Here is an 18,665-nt window from a genome sequence, read left to right on the forward strand (position 1 = left end):
TAAAATTAAAATTTAAAACATTATTCTTCAAATTTATGATTAATATTTAAAGAATTAATAATAATGAGTCTATTAACAATAATACCCTTATTATTATAATATTTTTTAATATTAATAAAATTACTAATTTTAATGAGTGTGTTTATGATGTAAATCTGGAAAATGATTGTGTTTATGATATTTTTCATTATGATGATGCATATGACTATGTTTTTTATTTTTAGATTTATCACAACACTCAGGGTTATCAATATTATGATTGTGATTATGATGATTATCATCATGAGAATGAAGATGAATATGCTCAATTTTTTTATGAGAATGATAATGATTATGAACCAAATTATTCGTAATTAATACTGCAATAATTAATAATAAACTAGCTATAATCAAATTTAATGTTATTGGTTCACCAATAAATAGAGAAAATAAAATACCCCAAAATGGTGCAGTTGAAAATAAAATTTGGCTTCTAGTAGCCCCAAGATTCTGAGCAGAACTAATAAAAATAACAATGCTCAATCCATAGGATACTATCCCCAACACTATACCAAAAAATATTGATTCTATTGATAAAATCTGATGAGCTAAAAATAAGCCAATAGTTAAATTAATTCCTCCTCCAAAAATACCTTTAACAAATGTAATGAATTCTGGAGAAACTCCATCAACAATAGAAGTGAGTTGGTTATCTAAACCCCATGAAAAACAAGCTAAAATTATAAAAATTATAGAGAATAAGTTTCCAAACGAATTATTCCAAGAGACTACTAATCCTGCTGAAAATGTTAAAATCAATCCAATTACTGCAAATTTATCCAAATTATCTTTGAAAAAAATTACTCCTAAAATTGCTGTGGTTACAAGTTCCATATTTAGCCAAACTGCTGTTGAACTTGCACTATTATAAGAAAGACCCATCATTAAAAATAAAGGCCCTAATATCCCGCCAAAAATAACTATTAGTAATATTTTTAAAAAGTTTTTACCAAATCCAAGATTAAATAAATATTCTTTAATAATTTTTTCATTTATATTCTTATATTTATTCTTATTATTCTTATTATCCTCATTATTCTCATTCTTATTATCTTTCTTATTATTTTTCTTATTATTCTTATTATCATTTTCATTATCAATCGCATTATTCTTATTAATATCCCTTTTATTTATATTATAATTTAAATTATTATATAATTTCTTTATTATAGTAGGGACAATAACAGTCCCTGAACCTAAATATAATAAACCTGCTAATTGAAAGGAATTTAAATTAATTAAAAGAATTTTACTAAATGGTGTTGCAATACCAAATAACAAACCAGATAATAATCCTAAAAATATCCAATATCTATTGAAATTCAAATTTTCACCAATATTTTACATTAAACCAAAATAAATTAAATAAATTAAATAGATTAAATAGATTAAATAGATTAAATAAAAATAATTAAGAATATAACTAATTATCGGCTTATATATTATACATTAACTATTGAATAGATATATAAAACAATTAACTCCATAATTTATTATTATTTAGCAGTATTACTTTTTTTAAATTTTCTTATAAACTGTTATTACTTATATTTTATTAAAATATAATAAAGTATTTTAAATAAATAAAAAATAAAATTTTATTGATTTATAAAGTATTTTGTATTTTTATAAAATATTGTTATTTAGATATTCTTTTATTTAATTGAATATATTATCAAATAATAAATAATCAATTAATATTTTAAATAATATTAAATAATATTAATTATTAGTAACATATCTTTAAAAAGCTTTTAAATCAAAATTAATTATCAGATATATATTAAGGTTTATATTTAGGTAATTCTCCATTATAACCTCTAGAATCTAAAGCATGTTGTAATTTTTCACCTTTATCTAAAGATTTAAAAAATAAATTGGATATCAAAAGACCTAAAGACCTGTAAGAATTTTTAAATCCATTATACCCCATTCTTGTTTTTTGAGCATTTGTCATTATTTTTATCTGATCTAAAAATACAAAAATAGATGTATACATCAATAAAGCAATCTCAATAAATATTTTTGGGATTTTTATTTTGCCAAGATCGTTTAATATCTCAGCTATTGGTGTTGTTAAAGATAAAAGTCCAAGAGCAGAAAAACAAGCCAATGTTCTACAAAATGTGGTTATTGCAAGTGATAATGCATCTTCTCTTATAACAATACCAAAAATACCAGTATTAAATAATATCTGACCACTACCAAAAAAGAATGCCATGAAAATACATGTTATTAAAGCAAAACCAAAAGGTATAGAAATGAATTTAATATAAAATTTAAAAGGAATTTTAGCCACTAAAAGTAAAAAAATTCCAATTACAAAAGTTATAAAAAGAGAAACAATTGGCATATTGACTACTAAAGCAAAAATCATTATGGAAATGGAAGCTATAAACTTATAGCTACTTTTAACATTTCTCAAATTATTTTCATGTGCAATATAATCAATTTCCAATTTAACAACCCACAAAATAATTAAATAATTAAAATAATTAAATAATTAAAATAATTAAATAATTAAAATAATTATATAATTTAATAGATTAATATTAATAATTATTATAATCAATAATAATTATTTTAATATCATTCTTTCTCATATTTCGAAGTACCTCTCCAGTAACCAATGAAATAACCAATAATTATTGCACCAATTGCAGCTTGAAGTGCAAATAACAAACTTTCTATCTCACCACTTGGAGGTTCCCAAAAGGAAGAAAACCATGGTTGATAACCGAGTTTTTCAATAACTTGACTAGCACCATCATCAGAACCGACAAAATAGCCTTGATCCTCCCCGAGGCCAGAATACATTACCATTGGAACTATAGCAATAATAGCTACAAGGATTAACAAAATTATATCTCTATTTCTAGTACTCATAATATCACTTCATTTAATTTAGCACTTTTAAATTTAGCTCCTTAAATTTAGCTATTATATTTAACTATCTCCTGAAACTTTAGAGTTAGATTTAACTTTTAAAGCATTCAATTTTTCAAGTAATCTTGGTTTATATTTTGTTAGTTGATCCCAAATAACAACAGTCAATAATCCTTCAGCAATTGCTAATGGAACTTGAGTTATGGCAAAAATTCCGAAAAATGTAGTAAAAGCTGCTTGGAAAGTAGGCTCTGGAAAAGCCATAGCTAATTGGAATGAGGTTGTTATATAAGTAAAAAGATCTCCAAAAAATGCTGCGAAGAATATAGCTACCGCAGATGAGAAATTTGACTTCATAAAACCTTTATAAACCGTCCATGCTACAAGAGGCCCTATAATACCCATAGAAAATACATTTGCTCCAAGAGTAGTAAGACCACCATGGGCTAAAAGTATTGCCTGAAACAATAATACAATTGTAGCAAGAACTGCGGTTACAGCAGGTCCAAATATTGCTGCGCCTAAACCATTACCAGTAGGATGTGAACAGCTACCAGTAACAGAAGGCATTTTTAATGACGAAAGTACAAACATAAAAGCACCACTAACCGCTAAAAGTGATTTAGATTCTGGTGTTTCATCAGTTACTTTTTTAATACGTATAATTCCATAAGCAATTACTGGAATTGAAAGTATATACCAAAAAGCACACCAAAGTGGTGGTAAAAATCCTTCCATAATGTGCATAAATTATCTCTCCATATTATTTTAATAAATAAAAATTTATAACCAAATTAATTATAATTAATATTAATTGGCTACCTCATATAATATAAAATAAACTTGAATATGCATAAAGTTTATTTGATAATAGTAATTTATCAGTATATTATTTAAATGTTTTGATTTTTTTCAAGCTAAATTTAATTAAATTAAACGAAATGGAAAAATAGAGTAATAATAATTTTATAAAAAGGAATAATGGTAAAATAATTAAAAAAATTATAATTATATAGATTAATAGAGCATATTAAAAAATAAAATTATTATATTAATTTATTAAAATTGTACTAATGAATATTATTTATAAACAAATAATAATAATAATAATAATAATAATAATAATAATAATAATAATAATAATAATAACAAGTTAATATTTTAATATAAGTAAAAAATAATAAATTTTATTAAAAATAATGAATTTTTTATATATAAAATATATTTAAAAATAATAAAATTATTGCAAATTTTTAAAAAATTAGAGTAATAAAAATAAAAAGATATTTAAAATAGAAATTTATTAAAAATAAAAAATAAAAATTGATAAAAAATCATTTCAAAGAATTCAAAATATTATCAACCGCTAATCTAGGATCTTCTGAATTGTAAATAGATCTTCCAATTATTAAAGCATCAGCATAATTCAAAGTATCTTTAGGATTCCCCCCTTGAGTACCAACACCAGGAGATATTATAAAAGAGTCTTTACCAACAATATTTCTAATTTCCGAAAGTCTATTAAGCCTTGTTGAAGGAGCAACATAATTTTTGATTCCCATTTCGATTCCCATCTTTGCTATATCATCAGCAACTTCTTGAAGAAACATTTCTGCTCCAGGATGCGACATCTCTGTCAAAAGAAAAATATCTTTACCATACCCACTAGCAACATCCAAACATGCATTAACACTATCTTTACCCACAAAACCATGGGTTATTAATGCATCTGCTCCAGCATCAAAAGTTAAATCAGCAATTTTTGAATTAGTTTCAGGAATATCTGCTACTTTATAATCACAAATAACATTAAAATCAAAATTATCCTTAAAAATACCAATAGATTTGATTCCTTCAGCCAATGTCAATGGATATCCAATTTTAATTGTATCAATATAATCAGAAATTTCTTCAACAACTTTATAAGCTTCTAAAATATCCATTAAATCCATAGCTAAAATTATATTATTTTTAACATTCATAAAAAACATCCATTATTGTATTCATATTTGATATAATATTATAGTCGATATAATTATTAAGCATATATAAAATTATAGTTGATATAAAATTATAATCGATATATATTAAGTAGATATAAAATTATATTCTATATAATATTATATTTGATATAAAATTACTCAAATTATAATTTAATAATTATTTAACATATTGTTTAACATCATTCCTAACAATTGAAGATGCATTATAATCTTTTATCCCATTTAACATTTCAGGAAACTTATTTTTTTCAATTAGGACATTAATTTGAGAAAATTTGCTTCCAGTATTAATTGTAGGTTCATCAGAACAATAATTGTTATTTACTAAAAAATCACTTACAGCTAAAGCCATATCATTGTTAACATTAAATTTAACATCAAAATATTTTCTAGCAGTTGTTGCACCATAAAGTTGTTCAAAAATCATTTTAGCTTTTTCTAACTTTTCACCAACACAATTAGAACCTGCATAAAGGCCTGCAGAAGAATGCATAATTGTTTCAAGCTCAACTAAACCTGCTTTCTTTAGACTACTCCCAGTTTGAGTATTATCTACTATGAAATCCGCGCCTTTAGCAATATAAACTTCAGTTGCTCCATCAGAATTGATTATTTGGACCATGTCATTTTCACCATCAACTAAACCTCTAACTTGAACCAAAGGAACAGAATCCCCAAATAATTCCTTATAACCATCATTTTCCATGATATGTTTACGAGTAAGATTTGGATATTCAGTAAAACATAAAATTGGAGTATTTCTATCTTTATTAAGTCTAAAGAATTCACTCAAAGAAAAATAAGGAGAATCTGCAGGTACAGCAACTATAAGACGAGTTTGACCATAATCAAGATCCCCTATTTTTGTTATTCCTCCTTCATGAGAAACAGATTCTTCTTTGACCCAATCTTCACCAACAATAGCAATATCAACCATTCCTCTATTAAGTTCAACTGGTGTACTTTGAGGACGAGTTAAAAATGCCTTAATTTCATCATCATTGATAATATTAATCTCATAAGATTCATTACCTGGTTCATATCCTCGAACTTCATACCCAGCATCTTTAAAAAGTTGATAGGTATTTCCTCTATTTACATTATTTAAACTTCCTTTAGGAAGTCCTATTATAATCTCCATAAAATCTACCCAAATTTCTAAAAAAATTAATTAATAAGCTAATATTTAATATAAAATATCTAATACAAATCTAATAAAAATTAAATTGAATATAAATTATATTTTATAAAGTATATAAATTTTTATAAATAAAAACCATCTCAAAAAAAATGATTTTAAAAAATATTAAAAAAAAGTAATTTATAGATAAATTTTATTTAAAAATATATTAAAAAAATATTATAAAAATATTATAAAAAATTAGATTTTTATAAAAAATAATAATATAATATAAAATAAAATAAAATAAAAGTTTTAAAAAGCTCTATTTTTAAATTCTCAAATTTTCTATATTATATTTTTAAATTTTTTATATTTAAATTTTAAATTCTAAATTTCGAATTTTAAATTTTTTACCCCAATCAAAGAAAAAATTATAGCTAATAAACAACCTACAGCTAGTAAAAGGGATACTATTTGTGAACTTTCAATTAGCAGAGGATAATATTTAGGAATTATTTGAAGAGATCCCATAATCACTGCAAAAGTAACAGTCAACATCCCTAAACTCAAAGTTTCCCCTATAACTCTTGTTGTTGAAACTGTAGCTGATGCAATTGATGCTAATTTATCTGGAAGAGAACTTACAACAATATTTGTATTTGGAGATATGAATATTCCATAACCAAGACCTTCAAGAATAATAGCTAAAATAACTACCAATATTGGAGTATTTTGATCTAAAAGAGTTAAAATTATTAAAGATATGAATGCTATAAATAAACCAAAGCTTGCAATTAACTGGGGATTAACCCTATCTGAAAATCTTCCAGCGAAAAATGTGGATATAGCCATCGAAATTGGTGCTAACATTAGAATCAGACCTGTTGTCTGAGGATCAACCCCATTTATATACTGCAAATGATAATCAACAATATAAGTAACTACAAATGTTGAAAAAGAGCATAATAATGCCGCAATACTAGCATATGTAAATTTTTTATTTTTTAAAACATTTACTGGGAATAGAGGAAACTTAATTTTTAATTGCCATTTTCCAAAAATTATGAATAATATTGCAGATAAAAATAGTAAGCCTATTCCATTAAAAGTATGCATTATTGTAAATCCATAAGTTAAAAATGAAATAGCTAATCCAAAAATTAGTGCCCCTACATAATCAAATTTGTCATTTTTTATTAGTATCCATTCATTAGGAACTTTAAAGTATGTTATTAAAATTGTTATGACTAAAAATGGTATTACAACTAAAAAGACACTTCTCCAACCAAAATTATTAGTTAGAAACCCACCAACAACATTAGCAGCTATTAGTCCTACATATGCAATAGAAGTGATTATTCCTATTCCTTTACCTCTTTCATTTTGAGGTAAAGATTCAGTTACAATAGCTAATGTTGAAACATTTAAAATTGCAACACTTAACCCTTGTAAAGCCCTAAAAACTATTAAAAGGTCAGAAGAGTTAGAAATAGAAACCCCAAAAGATCCGATTATAAGAAGAATTAATCCCATATAAAAAGTCTTTTTGAGTCCAAATTTTGCAGATATTTTTCCAAAAGGTAGAGAAAAGATAGCTATTGTTAGAAAAAAGACCATTGCTATCCAATTTTGTGCCACAGCACTAACTGCAAAATCTCGAGCCATAGTTGGTAATGCAACAGATATTACTGATACTGAAAAACCGCATAAAAAATAAGACAATGCTGTTATTATCAAGATATATTTATTCTTAGACAAATTACCCTGAATTTTATGTTCAACTTCAATATATTTTGATTTTTTTAATCTTGAACTCATAAAAATACCTTTATTTATATTAAATTTTATACCATAATATTAAAATTATATAAGGAAATAGCCGATAATAAAAATTATATAATAAAATAATCAATAATATTAAATTACAAAAAATAATATTAGTTCATTAATCTATTTTGCTACTAATCCATATTATATTTAATAATCTAGTAATAAATATATGTTATATTTAAAATGTAATTATAAATAGTGTCATAATATGAAATAAATAAAAATATGAAGAGATAGTAATTAATTATAAAAATAAATTATCTAAAAATTGATAATTAAAATCAGAACAATTAAAAATATTATTAATATAAAAATTAATATAATTCATATTTATCATTATTAATAATTACAAAATGTTATTTATAAATTATATTATATAAAGTTAACCTAGAATTTCTTCTAATAACCAATAATACTCTTATAAAAATTAAAACCTAAATTTAAAAATTGGCTATTAAATAAATAAAATGTTTAAGATAAGTTAAATCATTAATAATTTTAATATAATAAAATAAATTATATATAAGGGATAAAAGAAAAAAATAAAATTAACAAATCCCCCCATAATTAGTTTTATAAATTTTATCAATTCGTGTCTAATATACCAGTTTATAGTCTATCCATTAATTGATGAAAAAATAAAAGATTAATATAAAAAATAGATTAATGTAAAAAAAATAACAAATTCATATAAAACAAAAATAAATAACAAATTCATATAAAACAAATAATTCATGTAAATTAAAAATAAATAAAAGATTCATAAAAATAAAATTACAAAAATTTATTTAAATTATAAATATAAAAATAATAATATGAAGTTAGAACAATTATTAGCAGAATGCCCAAAATGTGGTTCAAAAGACAAAACTGTTGAAAGAAAAATGTTGGATGAACATAGAGCTCATGCAGAAATGAAATCTATAGTATGTGACAAATGTGGTCATATTTTTGAAACAAAGGACAGTGAAAAAGAATAATGTTCAAAATAAAATCCAAAAATAATTAAAATAAACCATAAAAAAATAGTGAAATTATGACTTTTCATGTAATGATAATTCCTACTCTTGATTGTCCATCAAACTGTGAATATTGTTGGGGATCTAAGAAAAATTCTGGAATAATGGATATTGAAATAATAGAACAAATTATAACATGGCTTGATGGATTTAGAGATGATTATGTCCATTTCACATTTCATGGAGGAGAACCTTTACTTGCAGGTTATGAATTTTATAAAAAAGCATTGCCTATGCTTAAAAATGCTACAACACATAAAGAAGCAGGTTTCTCATTGCAAAGTAATTTATGGTTGATAAATGATGAATTAGCCAAATTATTTGCTAAATATAATGTAGCTATTAGTACAAGTATTGATGGGCCTCGTGAAATTAATGATTATCAAAGAGGAAAAGGTTATTTTGATAAAACTATGAAAGGATACAAAATTGCCACAGATAATGGAGTTAAAGTAAGTTTTATATGTACATTTACTTCATATTCTAAAGATTATGAAAAAGAAGTATATGATTTCTTTTTAGAAAATGGTTATAATATTAAACTTCATGCAGCTCTTCCATCAATGAGGGGAGATAATGCAGACCCTTGGGCATTATCACAAGAAGACCATGGAAATCTACTTATTAGTCTTTTAGATAGATATTTAAATGATCTTGACAAAATTGAAATAAAAGATTTTGACCATATATGTAAAAGTTCATTTATGAGAAGAGGAACACTATGTACTTTCGCAGACTGTATGGGTGATACATTAGCTATTGGACATGATGGAAAAATATATCCTTGTTATCGTTTTAATGGTATGGAAGATTGGGTAATGGGAAATGTTTCTGATAATCCTAGTATGGAAGATTTAAAAGAAAGTGAAGCTTGGAAAAAACTTGAAAGTTTTAAAGAATTTGTAGATACTGACTGTGCAAAATGTACATATATAAAATTTTGTAGAGGAGGTTGTCCATATAATGGTATTGTAGCGAATGGAACTACTGAATCTGTTGATCCACAATGTACAGCATATAAAATGATATTTAAAGAAGTTAGTGATAGGGCAAATAAAGAATTTTTAAAAACTTCAATGCCTCCGTTAATGGGAAGTACTAATACATCTAATAAAAATCAAAAAAAGAAATATAGTGTTATGGATTTAATGTTAAAAAGATAAAATATAGTGTTATGGATTTAATGTTAAAAAGATAAAATATAGTGTTATGGATTTAATGTTAAAAAGATAAAAAATTAATATTTATTAAATTGATAGTTAGATATTAAATTAAAAATTTAGCCTACTATATTTACCATATAAACTATAGCTATTATATTTCCAATTATTAACATGCCCAAAACCATTCAATTCATAATTTGATGCATCTGCAACATACCATACTTTACCAACTAATACTTGAGTCCAAACATGCCCATACCAGTGGCCACTTACAAACTTACAATATCCATGAACATAACGTGCAGGTATTTTAGAAGCCCTATAAAGAGATATTAATGCATGAGATTGATCAACACAATTTCCCTTTCTATTTATTAAAGCATTCTTAGCACCATATTTAGTATTATAGTATGAAGTATATACTACATTATCTCTAACCCAATTAAAAATTGCTTTAGCTTTTTGTAATTTGCTTTTACAACCTTTTGTGATTTTTTTAGATAATTTTTTTACATATGCACTATTTGATTGACAATTTTTAGAAGCTTTTAAGTATTTAACTAATGATTCTCCATTATACTTATTATTTAAATGATTTTTAGTCCCTTCTCTATTGTATATTGGAATTGAATTGGATATAGGATTAGAATAACTAATATTTAAAAATAAACTATTTGGAATTTTATCATTTGATATAAATTTAGAGAATAAAAATATTATTAGCTGATATTGAATTTTTACTACTTTATCTGAACCTTTATAATTAATTTTAGTTGAAATATAATTAGGTCCAACATTATAATAATCAATATAACTAATTACTTTTTTAACTGTGATATAAAACTCTTTGTTGGAAATATAACCTAAAATAGATGCACCACGAATATTTTGAGGATCATTAATGTCATATTTAACTTTAATTGAGGATAAATTATTTAAATGTTTATATTTAATTGCAGTTGAAACAAGGTAAAGAAATTCAGGCATCGAATATTTATATCCTGCAATTTTAACAGAATTAGGTAGCTTACCATGCAGATAAATATATCTATTAATATATTTAGAAGCAATAATTATATTTCCTTGAGATAATTTTTTAGGTTTATTTTTTGTATTATAATTAGATATTGAAGCAGATGGAGAATAAGTATCAACTTTTTTAGGAGTAACAGTTATATTTAGAGTATTATTATCATTATTACTACTATTAACATTATTAATGTTACTAGTACTATTATCTAATTTAATATCACCAATAGTATTATTAGAAATAATACCATTTTCAAAATTTGTATTTTCTAATTCTTCAGCATTAGAAGTATTAATACAAAGAAAAATAATTATAAAACAAAAAAGAATTATTTTAATTATATTAAGGATATTTAAAGAATTAAAATTATTTGAAATAGCTTTATTTAAATAAATATTATCACCGACTTCTTATTCAATGAAAATAAGGTCCAATCACATTAAATAATAAAATAAAATATTATTTAAAACATTTTTTATGCCAATTCCAAGAAGTTTCAACAATTTTTTCTAAATCAGAATATTCAGGATCCCAATTTAAAATATCAAAAGCTCTTTTAGAATCCGCTATCAATATGCTTGGATCACCTTCTCTCCTATCAACAACTTCTTTTTTAATTTCTTCTCCTGTAATTTTTTCACAAGTTTCAATAACTTCTTTAACAGAAAAACCATTACCATTACCAAGATTAAAGATATTCGTTAAAGAATTAAGATTAGAATTTGAATTAGTATTAGGATTTGAATTAGAATCTAAATTATCAAATGAATTAAGATACTCAAATGCTTTTATATGTCCCTGTGCGATGTCTTTTACATGAATATAATCTCTTATACATGTTCCATCAGGAGTATTATAATCATCACCAAATATTTTAATTTTATCTCTTTTTCCCATAGCTACATCTAAAATAAGAGGAATAAGATGAGTTTCAGGATTATGATCCTCCCCAATATCACAATCAATATCTGCACCAGAAGCATTAAAATATCTAAGAGCAGAATATTTAAAATTATTAGGATTTAACTTTAATTCTCTTTCTAATGCAAGTTCAACCATTAATTTAGATTTTCCATAGGGATTAATTGGATTTAAAATATCATTTTCAGTAATTGGGATATTTTTAGGAATACCATATACAGAGGCAGTTGAAGAAAATATAAATTTATTTACATTATTTTCTCTCATAACCTTCAATAAATTCAAAGTATTTTTATAATTATTCTTAAAATATTTAGCAGGGTATTTAACAGATTCTCCTACTGAAGTAAATGCTGCAAAATGCATAACTCCCTCTATATCAAACTCATTGAATATAGAATCAATGAAATTTATATTAGATATATCACCCTCTCTAAACTCTCCCCAATTAACAGCATATTTATGTCCAGAAGAGAGATTGTCTAAAACAACTGTGTCATAACCTTCATTATGAAGTTCTTTGTTGACGTGAGCCCCTATGTATCCAGCACCACCAGTGATTAGAATCATTCAATTTACACCTAATTTTTATAATTTTATATTGAAAATTTATTAAAATATTAAAATATACTAATTTTTCCATACCAATTATAAATTAAATAATTAGTAATTTTAATTATTTTATTATTAATATTAAGATTTGTTGTTCTTTTATTATATAACTTATCATATTATAATTAAAAAGTTAAAAAAATAATATTTTAAAAATCATTATGATAAAATAAAAAATATTAAACTATTTATAAAAAAATTATATTATAAACAATAGATGTTTATATAAAAATTTTAAATTTTAATAGTTAAATTAAAGAGATAGATAAAAATAACTAAAAATAATTAAAAATAACTAAAAATAACTAAAAATAATTAAAAATAATTAAAGAATAATTATAGAATAATTAAAGAATAATTATAGAATAATTAAAAAAATAAATAAAAATATTTAAAATAAAATAAAAAAATTATTTAATAAATTATTCTTGGAATGGTTGAGGTAGTTCACAAACATCAGTACCTTTCGCAATATAAGAGTATACCAATGCCGCTACAATTGAACCTAAAATAGGACCAACTAAATAAATAGGATAATAAATCCAGAAGTTTGTACCTCCAGCTAATAAATCAACTAAATATGGACCAAAAGTACGGGCAGGATTAATTGAAGCCCCTGTAAATGCTCCTAAAACTGCAATTACTGCTGCAACTGTAAAACCAATTGAAATCCCTGCAAATCCAGGATCTGCCTTTCTGTCCACAGCTACCCCCATTATTACTAACATCAGGAAAAAAGTACCAATAAATTCTGCAAATATGGCTTGAAAATAACTAACCCCTAAACCTGGAGCAGTAGCACCTAATCCACCAATTGTAACAGCTTGCATACCTAAAGTAGCTAAAAGAGCTAAACTTCCAAGTATTGCACCAATAAATTGTCCAACAAAATAATAACAAGAATCTCCTAACGATATGTTTTTTGTAACCAAAAGACCGATAGTAACAGCAGGATTTAAATGTGCACCAGATATTTTTCCAAAAAGATAAATACAAGCCATTACAGTAAGTCCAAAAACTAAACCAATAGCTATCCAATCACCAAGACCTCCAAGCACCCCAATACCAACATTATTTGGATCAAAAGTATTTGTAATTAACAGCGTGACAACAGCAGAACCTGTTCCAAAAAATACTAATAAAAAAGTTCCAATTAATTCAGCCAAAACTTTTTTTTCAATTCCACAGGTCATAAAATACCTCCAATTAAATATGAAATATTTAATAAAAAAATAACCCATAGTCTAATTTCATTTTTCATAGAAAAAAATATGAAAAATTAATAAAAATATATTTTAAATTAAACTATCAATAATTTAGATATTATACAGCTTCTCTCCATTGACAGTAATGATGTCTGAAATCTACAAGAGCTGCTGAAGCACAATTTTTACAACCTCTTACTGGAGCTGCAGGATTATCTTTATGTAGAGCTATAATATTAGTCATTAATGTAGCTGTAACAGGTTCACTAGTTAAAAGACATGGATAATCTGCTAATCTCATTAATGAAGAGAATCTAACAGAAATAGCACATGCAGGATAAGTATATCTTTGTGGATTCATAACTATTTCATTATTTCTAATTGGATCAAGATCAACTTTAAAACCATTGACAACAGGAGTTAAATTTTCTTTTTCACTACTTCTTAATCTTCTTGCTTTATCAGTATAACCCCATCCCCTATATATCATATCCATAAAATCACAATTATGGAGTTCTGCAGCAGCCCCTCTTGTTGGGAATTGCTGTACAAAATTATGGAAACGTTTTGTCAAAAGATCGACAATCATTGGAGCATTAAAACCATCTAATTCAAGAATATATTCAACTGCAGCTGCAGAAGAACCAGTAGCTAATGATAAAACATCAAACTCTGATTTATAATTATTGATATTTGAATTTAAAGTGTTATCAATAACATCAGTAGTAGCTTCAATTATCCCCATAATCATATCATCTTTACACATATTATAAGTTGATTGAGCTATATGGTGAGAAATATCACCTACACAATAAGCAGGAACAGTTACAATGTTAGCATAATGAACACCATCCTCAATAGCATTAATAGTAGTATTTCTCATCTCTTTTTTGTATTTTGACATATATTTACGAACATCAAATGAAGTATGCCCTGCATTATCCATTAAATCAGCTTGAGCATCAATTGGTGTTTGATAAATTTTTTTAATCATATCAATTTCTTTTTTTACAGCTTCTCCAGCAGTACTGCCAGATTCAAGCTCATTAGAAAATACTTCTCCAACACCGTATGAAGTATTCATTCCCCATGATTTAGCAGCTAAAATAGCTTGTTTATGTATATCGGGAATATTAGTTTCTAATAATATCTGATTAACTACATTACTAGTACTTCCAGGAATAAGTGCAAAATCAACTACACAAGTTGGACCATAAAAACCACCATATCTTCTAATAACTTCTTTTCCAATTAATGATTCACAATCATCAATAGTTGATATAAAGGTTTTTAAACTTTTTTCAAAATCTTCATCTTCTTCACAAAGAATTTCAAGAATAGCAGGTGTCTGATAATGTTCTACAAATGGATCATCTTCAGGCCTAACAGTGTCGGTTAAACTACTTAATGTGTTAAAGTGTGTATTAACAGAGTTAACATGAAGATCAATTACTGATTGTGCTTGACCATCAATAGCTTTCATATCCCCAGCTACTTTTACATAACTTTCAGCATCTTTAATTTTAAACTCTTTTCCCCTATTTTTTTTAACAGTACTAACATCTGCTCTTTGAGCAGCTATAGCTTCACTTATCATTTTTTTGTAAAGTTCTAACATAGATTCACTTCATCTTTATAGAGTCAAATTCATAATGCAAATGTGTATTTTTATTTATACATCTTTTGATATATATTTGACTATTTTTAATAAAAAATTATTATTAAATAATTAAAAAATATTACAAATAAGAAATTTATTTAGTTAAAATTCATATAAAATCTTAAAAAATAAAAAAAAGAGAATAAAAAATATTTATAAATAAATAAAGAATTATTATGTGTTAAAATTAGTAATAGAGATTAATAAAAAAATTTATTAAAAATAATTTTTAACCAAAGTAAAAGAAAATAAATATGTTTAATATCCAAAATAAAAAAATAAAAAATACCTAATAATAAAATAAGAGGAAAATAAATATAATATATTAAAATAAAAGAAAAAAAATATTTAATATTTAAAAAGAAATTAAAAATCAATTAATATAATTAAATACTATAATAATTTGCCTAATTTTAGTAATGCCTTAGGAGAGACTTTTATTAAATTCTTTACAAGTTCAGTAGTACTCACTTTTTCAAATTTAATGTCTTGGAAAGCATCTGCAACAGAATCAAGTTCTTTATCAGATAAAGATAGAGCATAATCCTTTACTTTTAAATATTTATCAATTTCATGACCTATATCATCCCTAACATTAGAATCATATTCTTTCAATCTTTTTTCTGAAAAATCATTATCAGATATTGCATTAGCAGCAACAATACCTGCATGCATTCCTCCTTTCATACCACTAATGATTCCTCCACCAGTCAAAGGATTTACCTGGCCTGCAGCATCTCCACATACAAGAATATTATCCTCATATATTTTTTTTGGCATTCCACCAACAGGATCTCCACCGATATTAAATTCAACTGCTTGAGCATTTTTAGTAGCAGGACAATTAGCTACAAAATCTTTAAGATGCTCATAAGGAGACTTATCAGTATCATTAGTTATTACAGCAAGACCAACATTAGCTATATCATCACCTTTAGGGAAAATCCAAGCATAACCTCCTGGAGCAACACTACCAAAATAAAATTCAATAACATCTTGTTTTTCCATTTCTACTCCGACCATTTCAAATTGGATACCGGATTCCATGTTAGTTGCTTTAGTAGCTGTTTTAAGCCCTGCCCATCTAGCTACACGAGACTCTGGTCCATCAGCAGCTATTATGATATTAGCTTTTATTTCAAATAACTCACCCATATGTTCACAGGTAACAACATAAGCATCTCCTTCTTTTCTCATACCGTGAGCAAGTGTTTTTATCCTAATTTCAGCTCCAGCCCTAGCTGCATCCATTGCCATATATTTATCAAAAATTTTCCTTTCTAAAATATACCCTGCTTCTGGAAGCTCGATTTCATCAGATGTTAGCCATACATCAGTCCCATTTGGAGATACTAAACGTACACCATCAAGTTCCTTAGTAACCCAACGATTATTTGGCTCAATTCCTAAATCTGCAAGTCCTGCCTTTGAAACTCCCTCAGCACATCGTTTTGGAGCACCTATTTCAGATTTTTTATCAACAATTATTACTTTAGCTCCTCCTAAAGCAGCATGTTTAGCTGCTGATGATCCTGCAGGTCCAGACCCAATTACTAATACATCAGTTTTAATCATTTTTGTATCCACCTAATAAATATTATCTAATAATTTTAAATATATTATTATCCTATTCTTTTTCTAGTGCTGTGACCGGACATACCTTGACACAAGTACTACAATCTCTACATTCACTTTCATCGAAAATTAAAGCAGATTCTTTTACTTCAATTAAATTCCTTGGGCAAACTCCCGCACATTCTCCACAGAACATACACCAATCTTTTACTATCATTTTATCTCCTTATGAACTATAATTGTAATTACTATAAATTTTATATACAACATAATTTTATATTCAACATGTTTTTATATCTAATATTAATTATAATTTAAAATAATTATCTAACTTGACAAAAAAAATCATTTAAGAAAAATCATAATTCAATCAAGAAGAATGAATTATTTAATTTGAAAAATAAATATAAAAACAATGCCAAAAACATTATTTTATTATTTTATATTTAACTACCTTAATAAATATTACTCTTTCAGTACAATATAAATAAATAGCAATATTAATGAAAAATTTAACTATATCACATAGAATAATAATAATAATAATAATAATAATAATAATAATATAATTTAATAATATATAAAATTATAAAAATAAGAAATAAAATATATTAAAAATTTGTATATAAATTGTATATAATATAATTAATTATAAAAATTATACAAAAGAAAAAAAATAATATTAAAGAATATTAGGAACTCTTAAATGGTCAGGTAATGGTTTAATTTTAGCTGGTGCACCAATAGCTAAATAGAAAGACGGCACATTCCTTGTAACAACTGCTCCAGCAGCTACAATAGCTCCCTCACCAACTTCAATATTTGAAAGAAAAGTAGTATTAGCTCCTACAGAAGCACCTTTCCTAATCTGAGGTCCTTTTAAATCATATTCCACCCTGACAGGATAACGATCATTAGTAAAACAAGCACATGGACCGACAAATACATTATCTTCAATTACACTATTTGTAGGAATATAAACATTAGATTGAATCCTAACATTAGATCCAATGGTACAATTTCCTTCAATTACAGTATTAGTTCCAATTAAAACATCATCACCGATATTAGTGTTTTCCCTAATTACTACATTATGGCCAGTTTTAAAGTCATCACCCATAACAACATCATTATAAATAATGGTATTAGAACGTAAGAGGAGATTTTTTCCAAAAACAGGAGGTTTACTGAATCTTTTATAATTAATACCAAGCTTAATATTTTCTTTAGCTAGTTTTTGATAAAATTCATCATTATCATCATTAAAAATTCCTAATAAGCTAGCCATTTCATTAAACTCCTATTTTAATATTAATAAATATCATAGCATAAATAATATGTTATTTATCATAATTATACTTTTCTTCTTAATTTTATTAACCAAAAAATATTATACTAATATCATCACAACTAAACATTAAACAAATTACATTACTAAATAATATTAATAAATAATTTAAATTAATACTTTAAATTAAGCTAATTAATTATAATAAACATAAATTATATCAATTAACATTCTAATAAAAATATTATTAAATCAATATTGAATTTTTTATAGATATATTACAAGTTTATTATAAATTATTTAATTATTTT

Annotated in this window: 16 protein-coding genes; 2 read left to right on the top strand and 14 right to left on the bottom strand. The window is 24.8% G+C overall.

Features of this window, described 5'->3' with window-relative positions:
• Positions 1-129 precede the first annotated feature (129 nt).
• The 7 genes from Q0087_RS06105 to Q0087_RS06135 form a co-directional block, all read right to left on the bottom strand.
• The gene (locus tag Q0087_RS06105; RefSeq protein ID WP_297898797.1) at positions 130-1,365 is read right to left on the bottom strand and encodes a DMT family transporter; all 1,236 of its coding nucleotides are present in this window, start codon (positions 1,363-1,365) and stop codon (positions 130-132) included.
• A gap of 457 nt (positions 1,366-1,822) precedes the next feature.
• On the bottom strand, positions 1,823-2,497 hold the full coding sequence (cbiQ, locus tag Q0087_RS06110) for a cobalt ECF transporter T component CbiQ (RefSeq protein WP_297898798.1): 675 nt from the start codon (positions 2,495-2,497) through the stop codon (positions 1,823-1,825).
• A 131-nt stretch (positions 2,498-2,628) separates the two neighbouring features.
• Entirely contained in the window at positions 2,629-2,925 is a 297-nt protein-coding gene (locus Q0087_RS06115; protein ID WP_297898800.1) for an energy-coupling factor ABC transporter substrate-binding protein, read from the bottom strand.
• A gap of 60 nt (positions 2,926-2,985) precedes the next feature.
• Positions 2,986-3,672: a cobalt ECF transporter S component CbiM gene (gene cbiM / locus Q0087_RS06120; protein WP_297898801.1), complete on the bottom strand. Its 687-nt coding sequence runs from the start codon at positions 3,670-3,672 to the stop codon at positions 2,986-2,988.
• Positions 3,673-4,259: 587 nt separating this feature from the next.
• Entirely contained in the window at positions 4,260-4,907 is a 648-nt protein-coding gene (pyrF, locus tag Q0087_RS06125; RefSeq protein ID WP_297898802.1) for an orotidine-5'-phosphate decarboxylase, read from the bottom strand.
• A 178-nt stretch (positions 4,908-5,085) separates the two neighbouring features.
• The gene (locus Q0087_RS06130; RefSeq protein WP_297898803.1) at positions 5,086-6,069 is read right to left on the bottom strand and encodes an ATP phosphoribosyltransferase; all 984 of its coding nucleotides are present in this window, start codon (positions 6,067-6,069) and stop codon (positions 5,086-5,088) included.
• Between the two features lie 369 nt (positions 6,070-6,438).
• On the bottom strand, positions 6,439-7,869 hold the full coding sequence (locus tag Q0087_RS06135; RefSeq protein ID WP_297898804.1) for an MFS transporter: 1,431 nt from the start codon (positions 7,867-7,869) through the stop codon (positions 6,439-6,441).
• 827 nt (positions 7,870-8,696) lie between these two features.
• Between Q0087_RS06135 and Q0087_RS06140 the strand changes: the two genes are divergently transcribed.
• Entirely contained in the window at positions 8,697-8,861 is a 165-nt protein-coding gene (locus Q0087_RS06140) for a TIGR04165 family Cys-rich peptide (RefSeq protein ID WP_297898805.1), read from the top strand.
• Between the two features lie 56 nt (positions 8,862-8,917).
• Positions 8,918-10,063 (top strand): TIGR04083 family peptide-modifying radical SAM enzyme, encoded by a 1,146-nt coding sequence (locus Q0087_RS06145; protein WP_297898806.1) that lies wholly within the window; start codon positions 8,918-8,920, stop codon positions 10,061-10,063.
• Positions 10,064-10,171: 108 nt separating this feature from the next.
• On the opposite strand, the gene Q0087_RS06150 is transcribed toward Q0087_RS06145, so the two are convergent.
• From Q0087_RS06150 to Q0087_RS06180, 7 genes are all read right to left on the bottom strand, one after another.
• A complete protein-coding gene (locus Q0087_RS06150; RefSeq protein ID WP_297898808.1) occupies positions 10,172-11,050 on the bottom strand; it encodes a transglutaminase-like domain-containing protein in 879 nt (292 codons plus the stop codon).
• Positions 11,051-11,552: 502 nt separating this feature from the next.
• The gene (gene galE, locus Q0087_RS06155) at positions 11,553-12,584 is read right to left on the bottom strand and encodes a UDP-glucose 4-epimerase GalE (RefSeq protein ID WP_297898809.1); all 1,032 of its coding nucleotides are present in this window, start codon (positions 12,582-12,584) and stop codon (positions 11,553-11,555) included.
• A gap of 464 nt (positions 12,585-13,048) precedes the next feature.
• Entirely contained in the window at positions 13,049-13,819 is a 771-nt protein-coding gene (locus tag Q0087_RS06160; protein WP_297898810.1) for an MIP/aquaporin family protein, read from the bottom strand.
• 130 nt (positions 13,820-13,949) lie between these two features.
• Entirely contained in the window at positions 13,950-15,449 is a 1,500-nt protein-coding gene (locus tag Q0087_RS06165; RefSeq protein WP_297898811.1) for a DUF2193 domain-containing protein, read from the bottom strand.
• A 435-nt stretch (positions 15,450-15,884) separates the two neighbouring features.
• Entirely contained in the window at positions 15,885-17,066 is a 1,182-nt protein-coding gene (locus Q0087_RS06170) for an NAD(P)/FAD-dependent oxidoreductase (protein ID WP_297898812.1), read from the bottom strand.
• A 52-nt stretch (positions 17,067-17,118) separates the two neighbouring features.
• Positions 17,119-17,283, bottom strand: a complete 165-nt coding sequence (locus Q0087_RS06175) for a 4Fe-4S binding protein (RefSeq protein ID WP_297898813.1) — start codon at positions 17,281-17,283, stop codon at positions 17,119-17,121.
• A 465-nt stretch (positions 17,284-17,748) separates the two neighbouring features.
• The gene (locus Q0087_RS06180; protein ID WP_297898814.1) at positions 17,749-18,354 is read right to left on the bottom strand and encodes an acyltransferase; all 606 of its coding nucleotides are present in this window, start codon (positions 18,352-18,354) and stop codon (positions 17,749-17,751) included.
• Positions 18,355-18,665 lie beyond the last annotated feature (311 nt).

The sequence above is a fragment of the uncultured Methanobrevibacter sp. genome (assembly GCF_937881195.1).
Lineage (GTDB): Archaea > Methanobacteriota > Methanobacteria > Methanobacteriales > Methanobacteriaceae > Methanobinarius.

Bases quoted from the DNA above. Each gene is read 5' to 3' on its own strand.
- cbiM (WP_297898801.1), bottom strand. From the start codon at position 3,672: ATGCACATTATGGAAGGATTTTTACCACCACTTTGGTGTGCTTTTTGG.
- Q0087_RS06150 (WP_297898808.1), bottom strand. From the start codon at position 11,050: ATGCCTGAATTTCTTTACCTTGTTTCAACTGCAATTAAATATAAACAT.
- Q0087_RS06135 (WP_297898804.1), bottom strand. From the start codon at position 7,869: ATGAGTTCAAGATTAAAAAAATCAAAATATATTGAAGTTGAACATAAA.
- Q0087_RS06140 (WP_297898805.1), top strand. From the start codon at position 8,697: ATGAAGTTAGAACAATTATTAGCAGAATGCCCAAAATGTGGTTCAAAA.
- Q0087_RS06130 (WP_297898803.1), bottom strand. From the start codon at position 6,069: ATGGAGATTATAATAGGACTTCCTAAAGGAAGTTTAAATAATGTAAAT.
- Q0087_RS06180 (WP_297898814.1), bottom strand. From the start codon at position 18,354: ATGGCTAGCTTATTAGGAATTTTTAATGATGATAATGATGAATTTTAT.
- pyrF (WP_297898802.1), bottom strand. From the start codon at position 4,907: ATGAATGTTAAAAATAATATAATTTTAGCTATGGATTTAATGGATATT.
- Q0087_RS06175 (WP_297898813.1), bottom strand. From the start codon at position 17,283: ATGATAGTAAAAGATTGGTGTATGTTCTGTGGAGAATGTGCGGGAGTT.
- Q0087_RS06115 (WP_297898800.1), bottom strand. From the start codon at position 2,925: ATGAGTACTAGAAATAGAGATATAATTTTGTTAATCCTTGTAGCTATT.
- Q0087_RS06170 (WP_297898812.1), bottom strand. From the start codon at position 17,066: ATGATTAAAACTGATGTATTAGTAATTGGGTCTGGACCTGCAGGATCA.
- Q0087_RS06145 (WP_297898806.1), top strand. From the start codon at position 8,918: ATGACTTTTCATGTAATGATAATTCCTACTCTTGATTGTCCATCAAAC.
- Q0087_RS06160 (WP_297898810.1), bottom strand. From the start codon at position 13,819: ATGACCTGTGGAATTGAAAAAAAAGTTTTGGCTGAATTAATTGGAACT.
- galE (WP_297898809.1), bottom strand. From the start codon at position 12,584: ATGATTCTAATCACTGGTGGTGCTGGATACATAGGGGCTCACGTCAAC.
- Q0087_RS06165 (WP_297898811.1), bottom strand. From the start codon at position 15,449: ATGTTAGAACTTTACAAAAAAATGATAAGTGAAGCTATAGCTGCTCAA.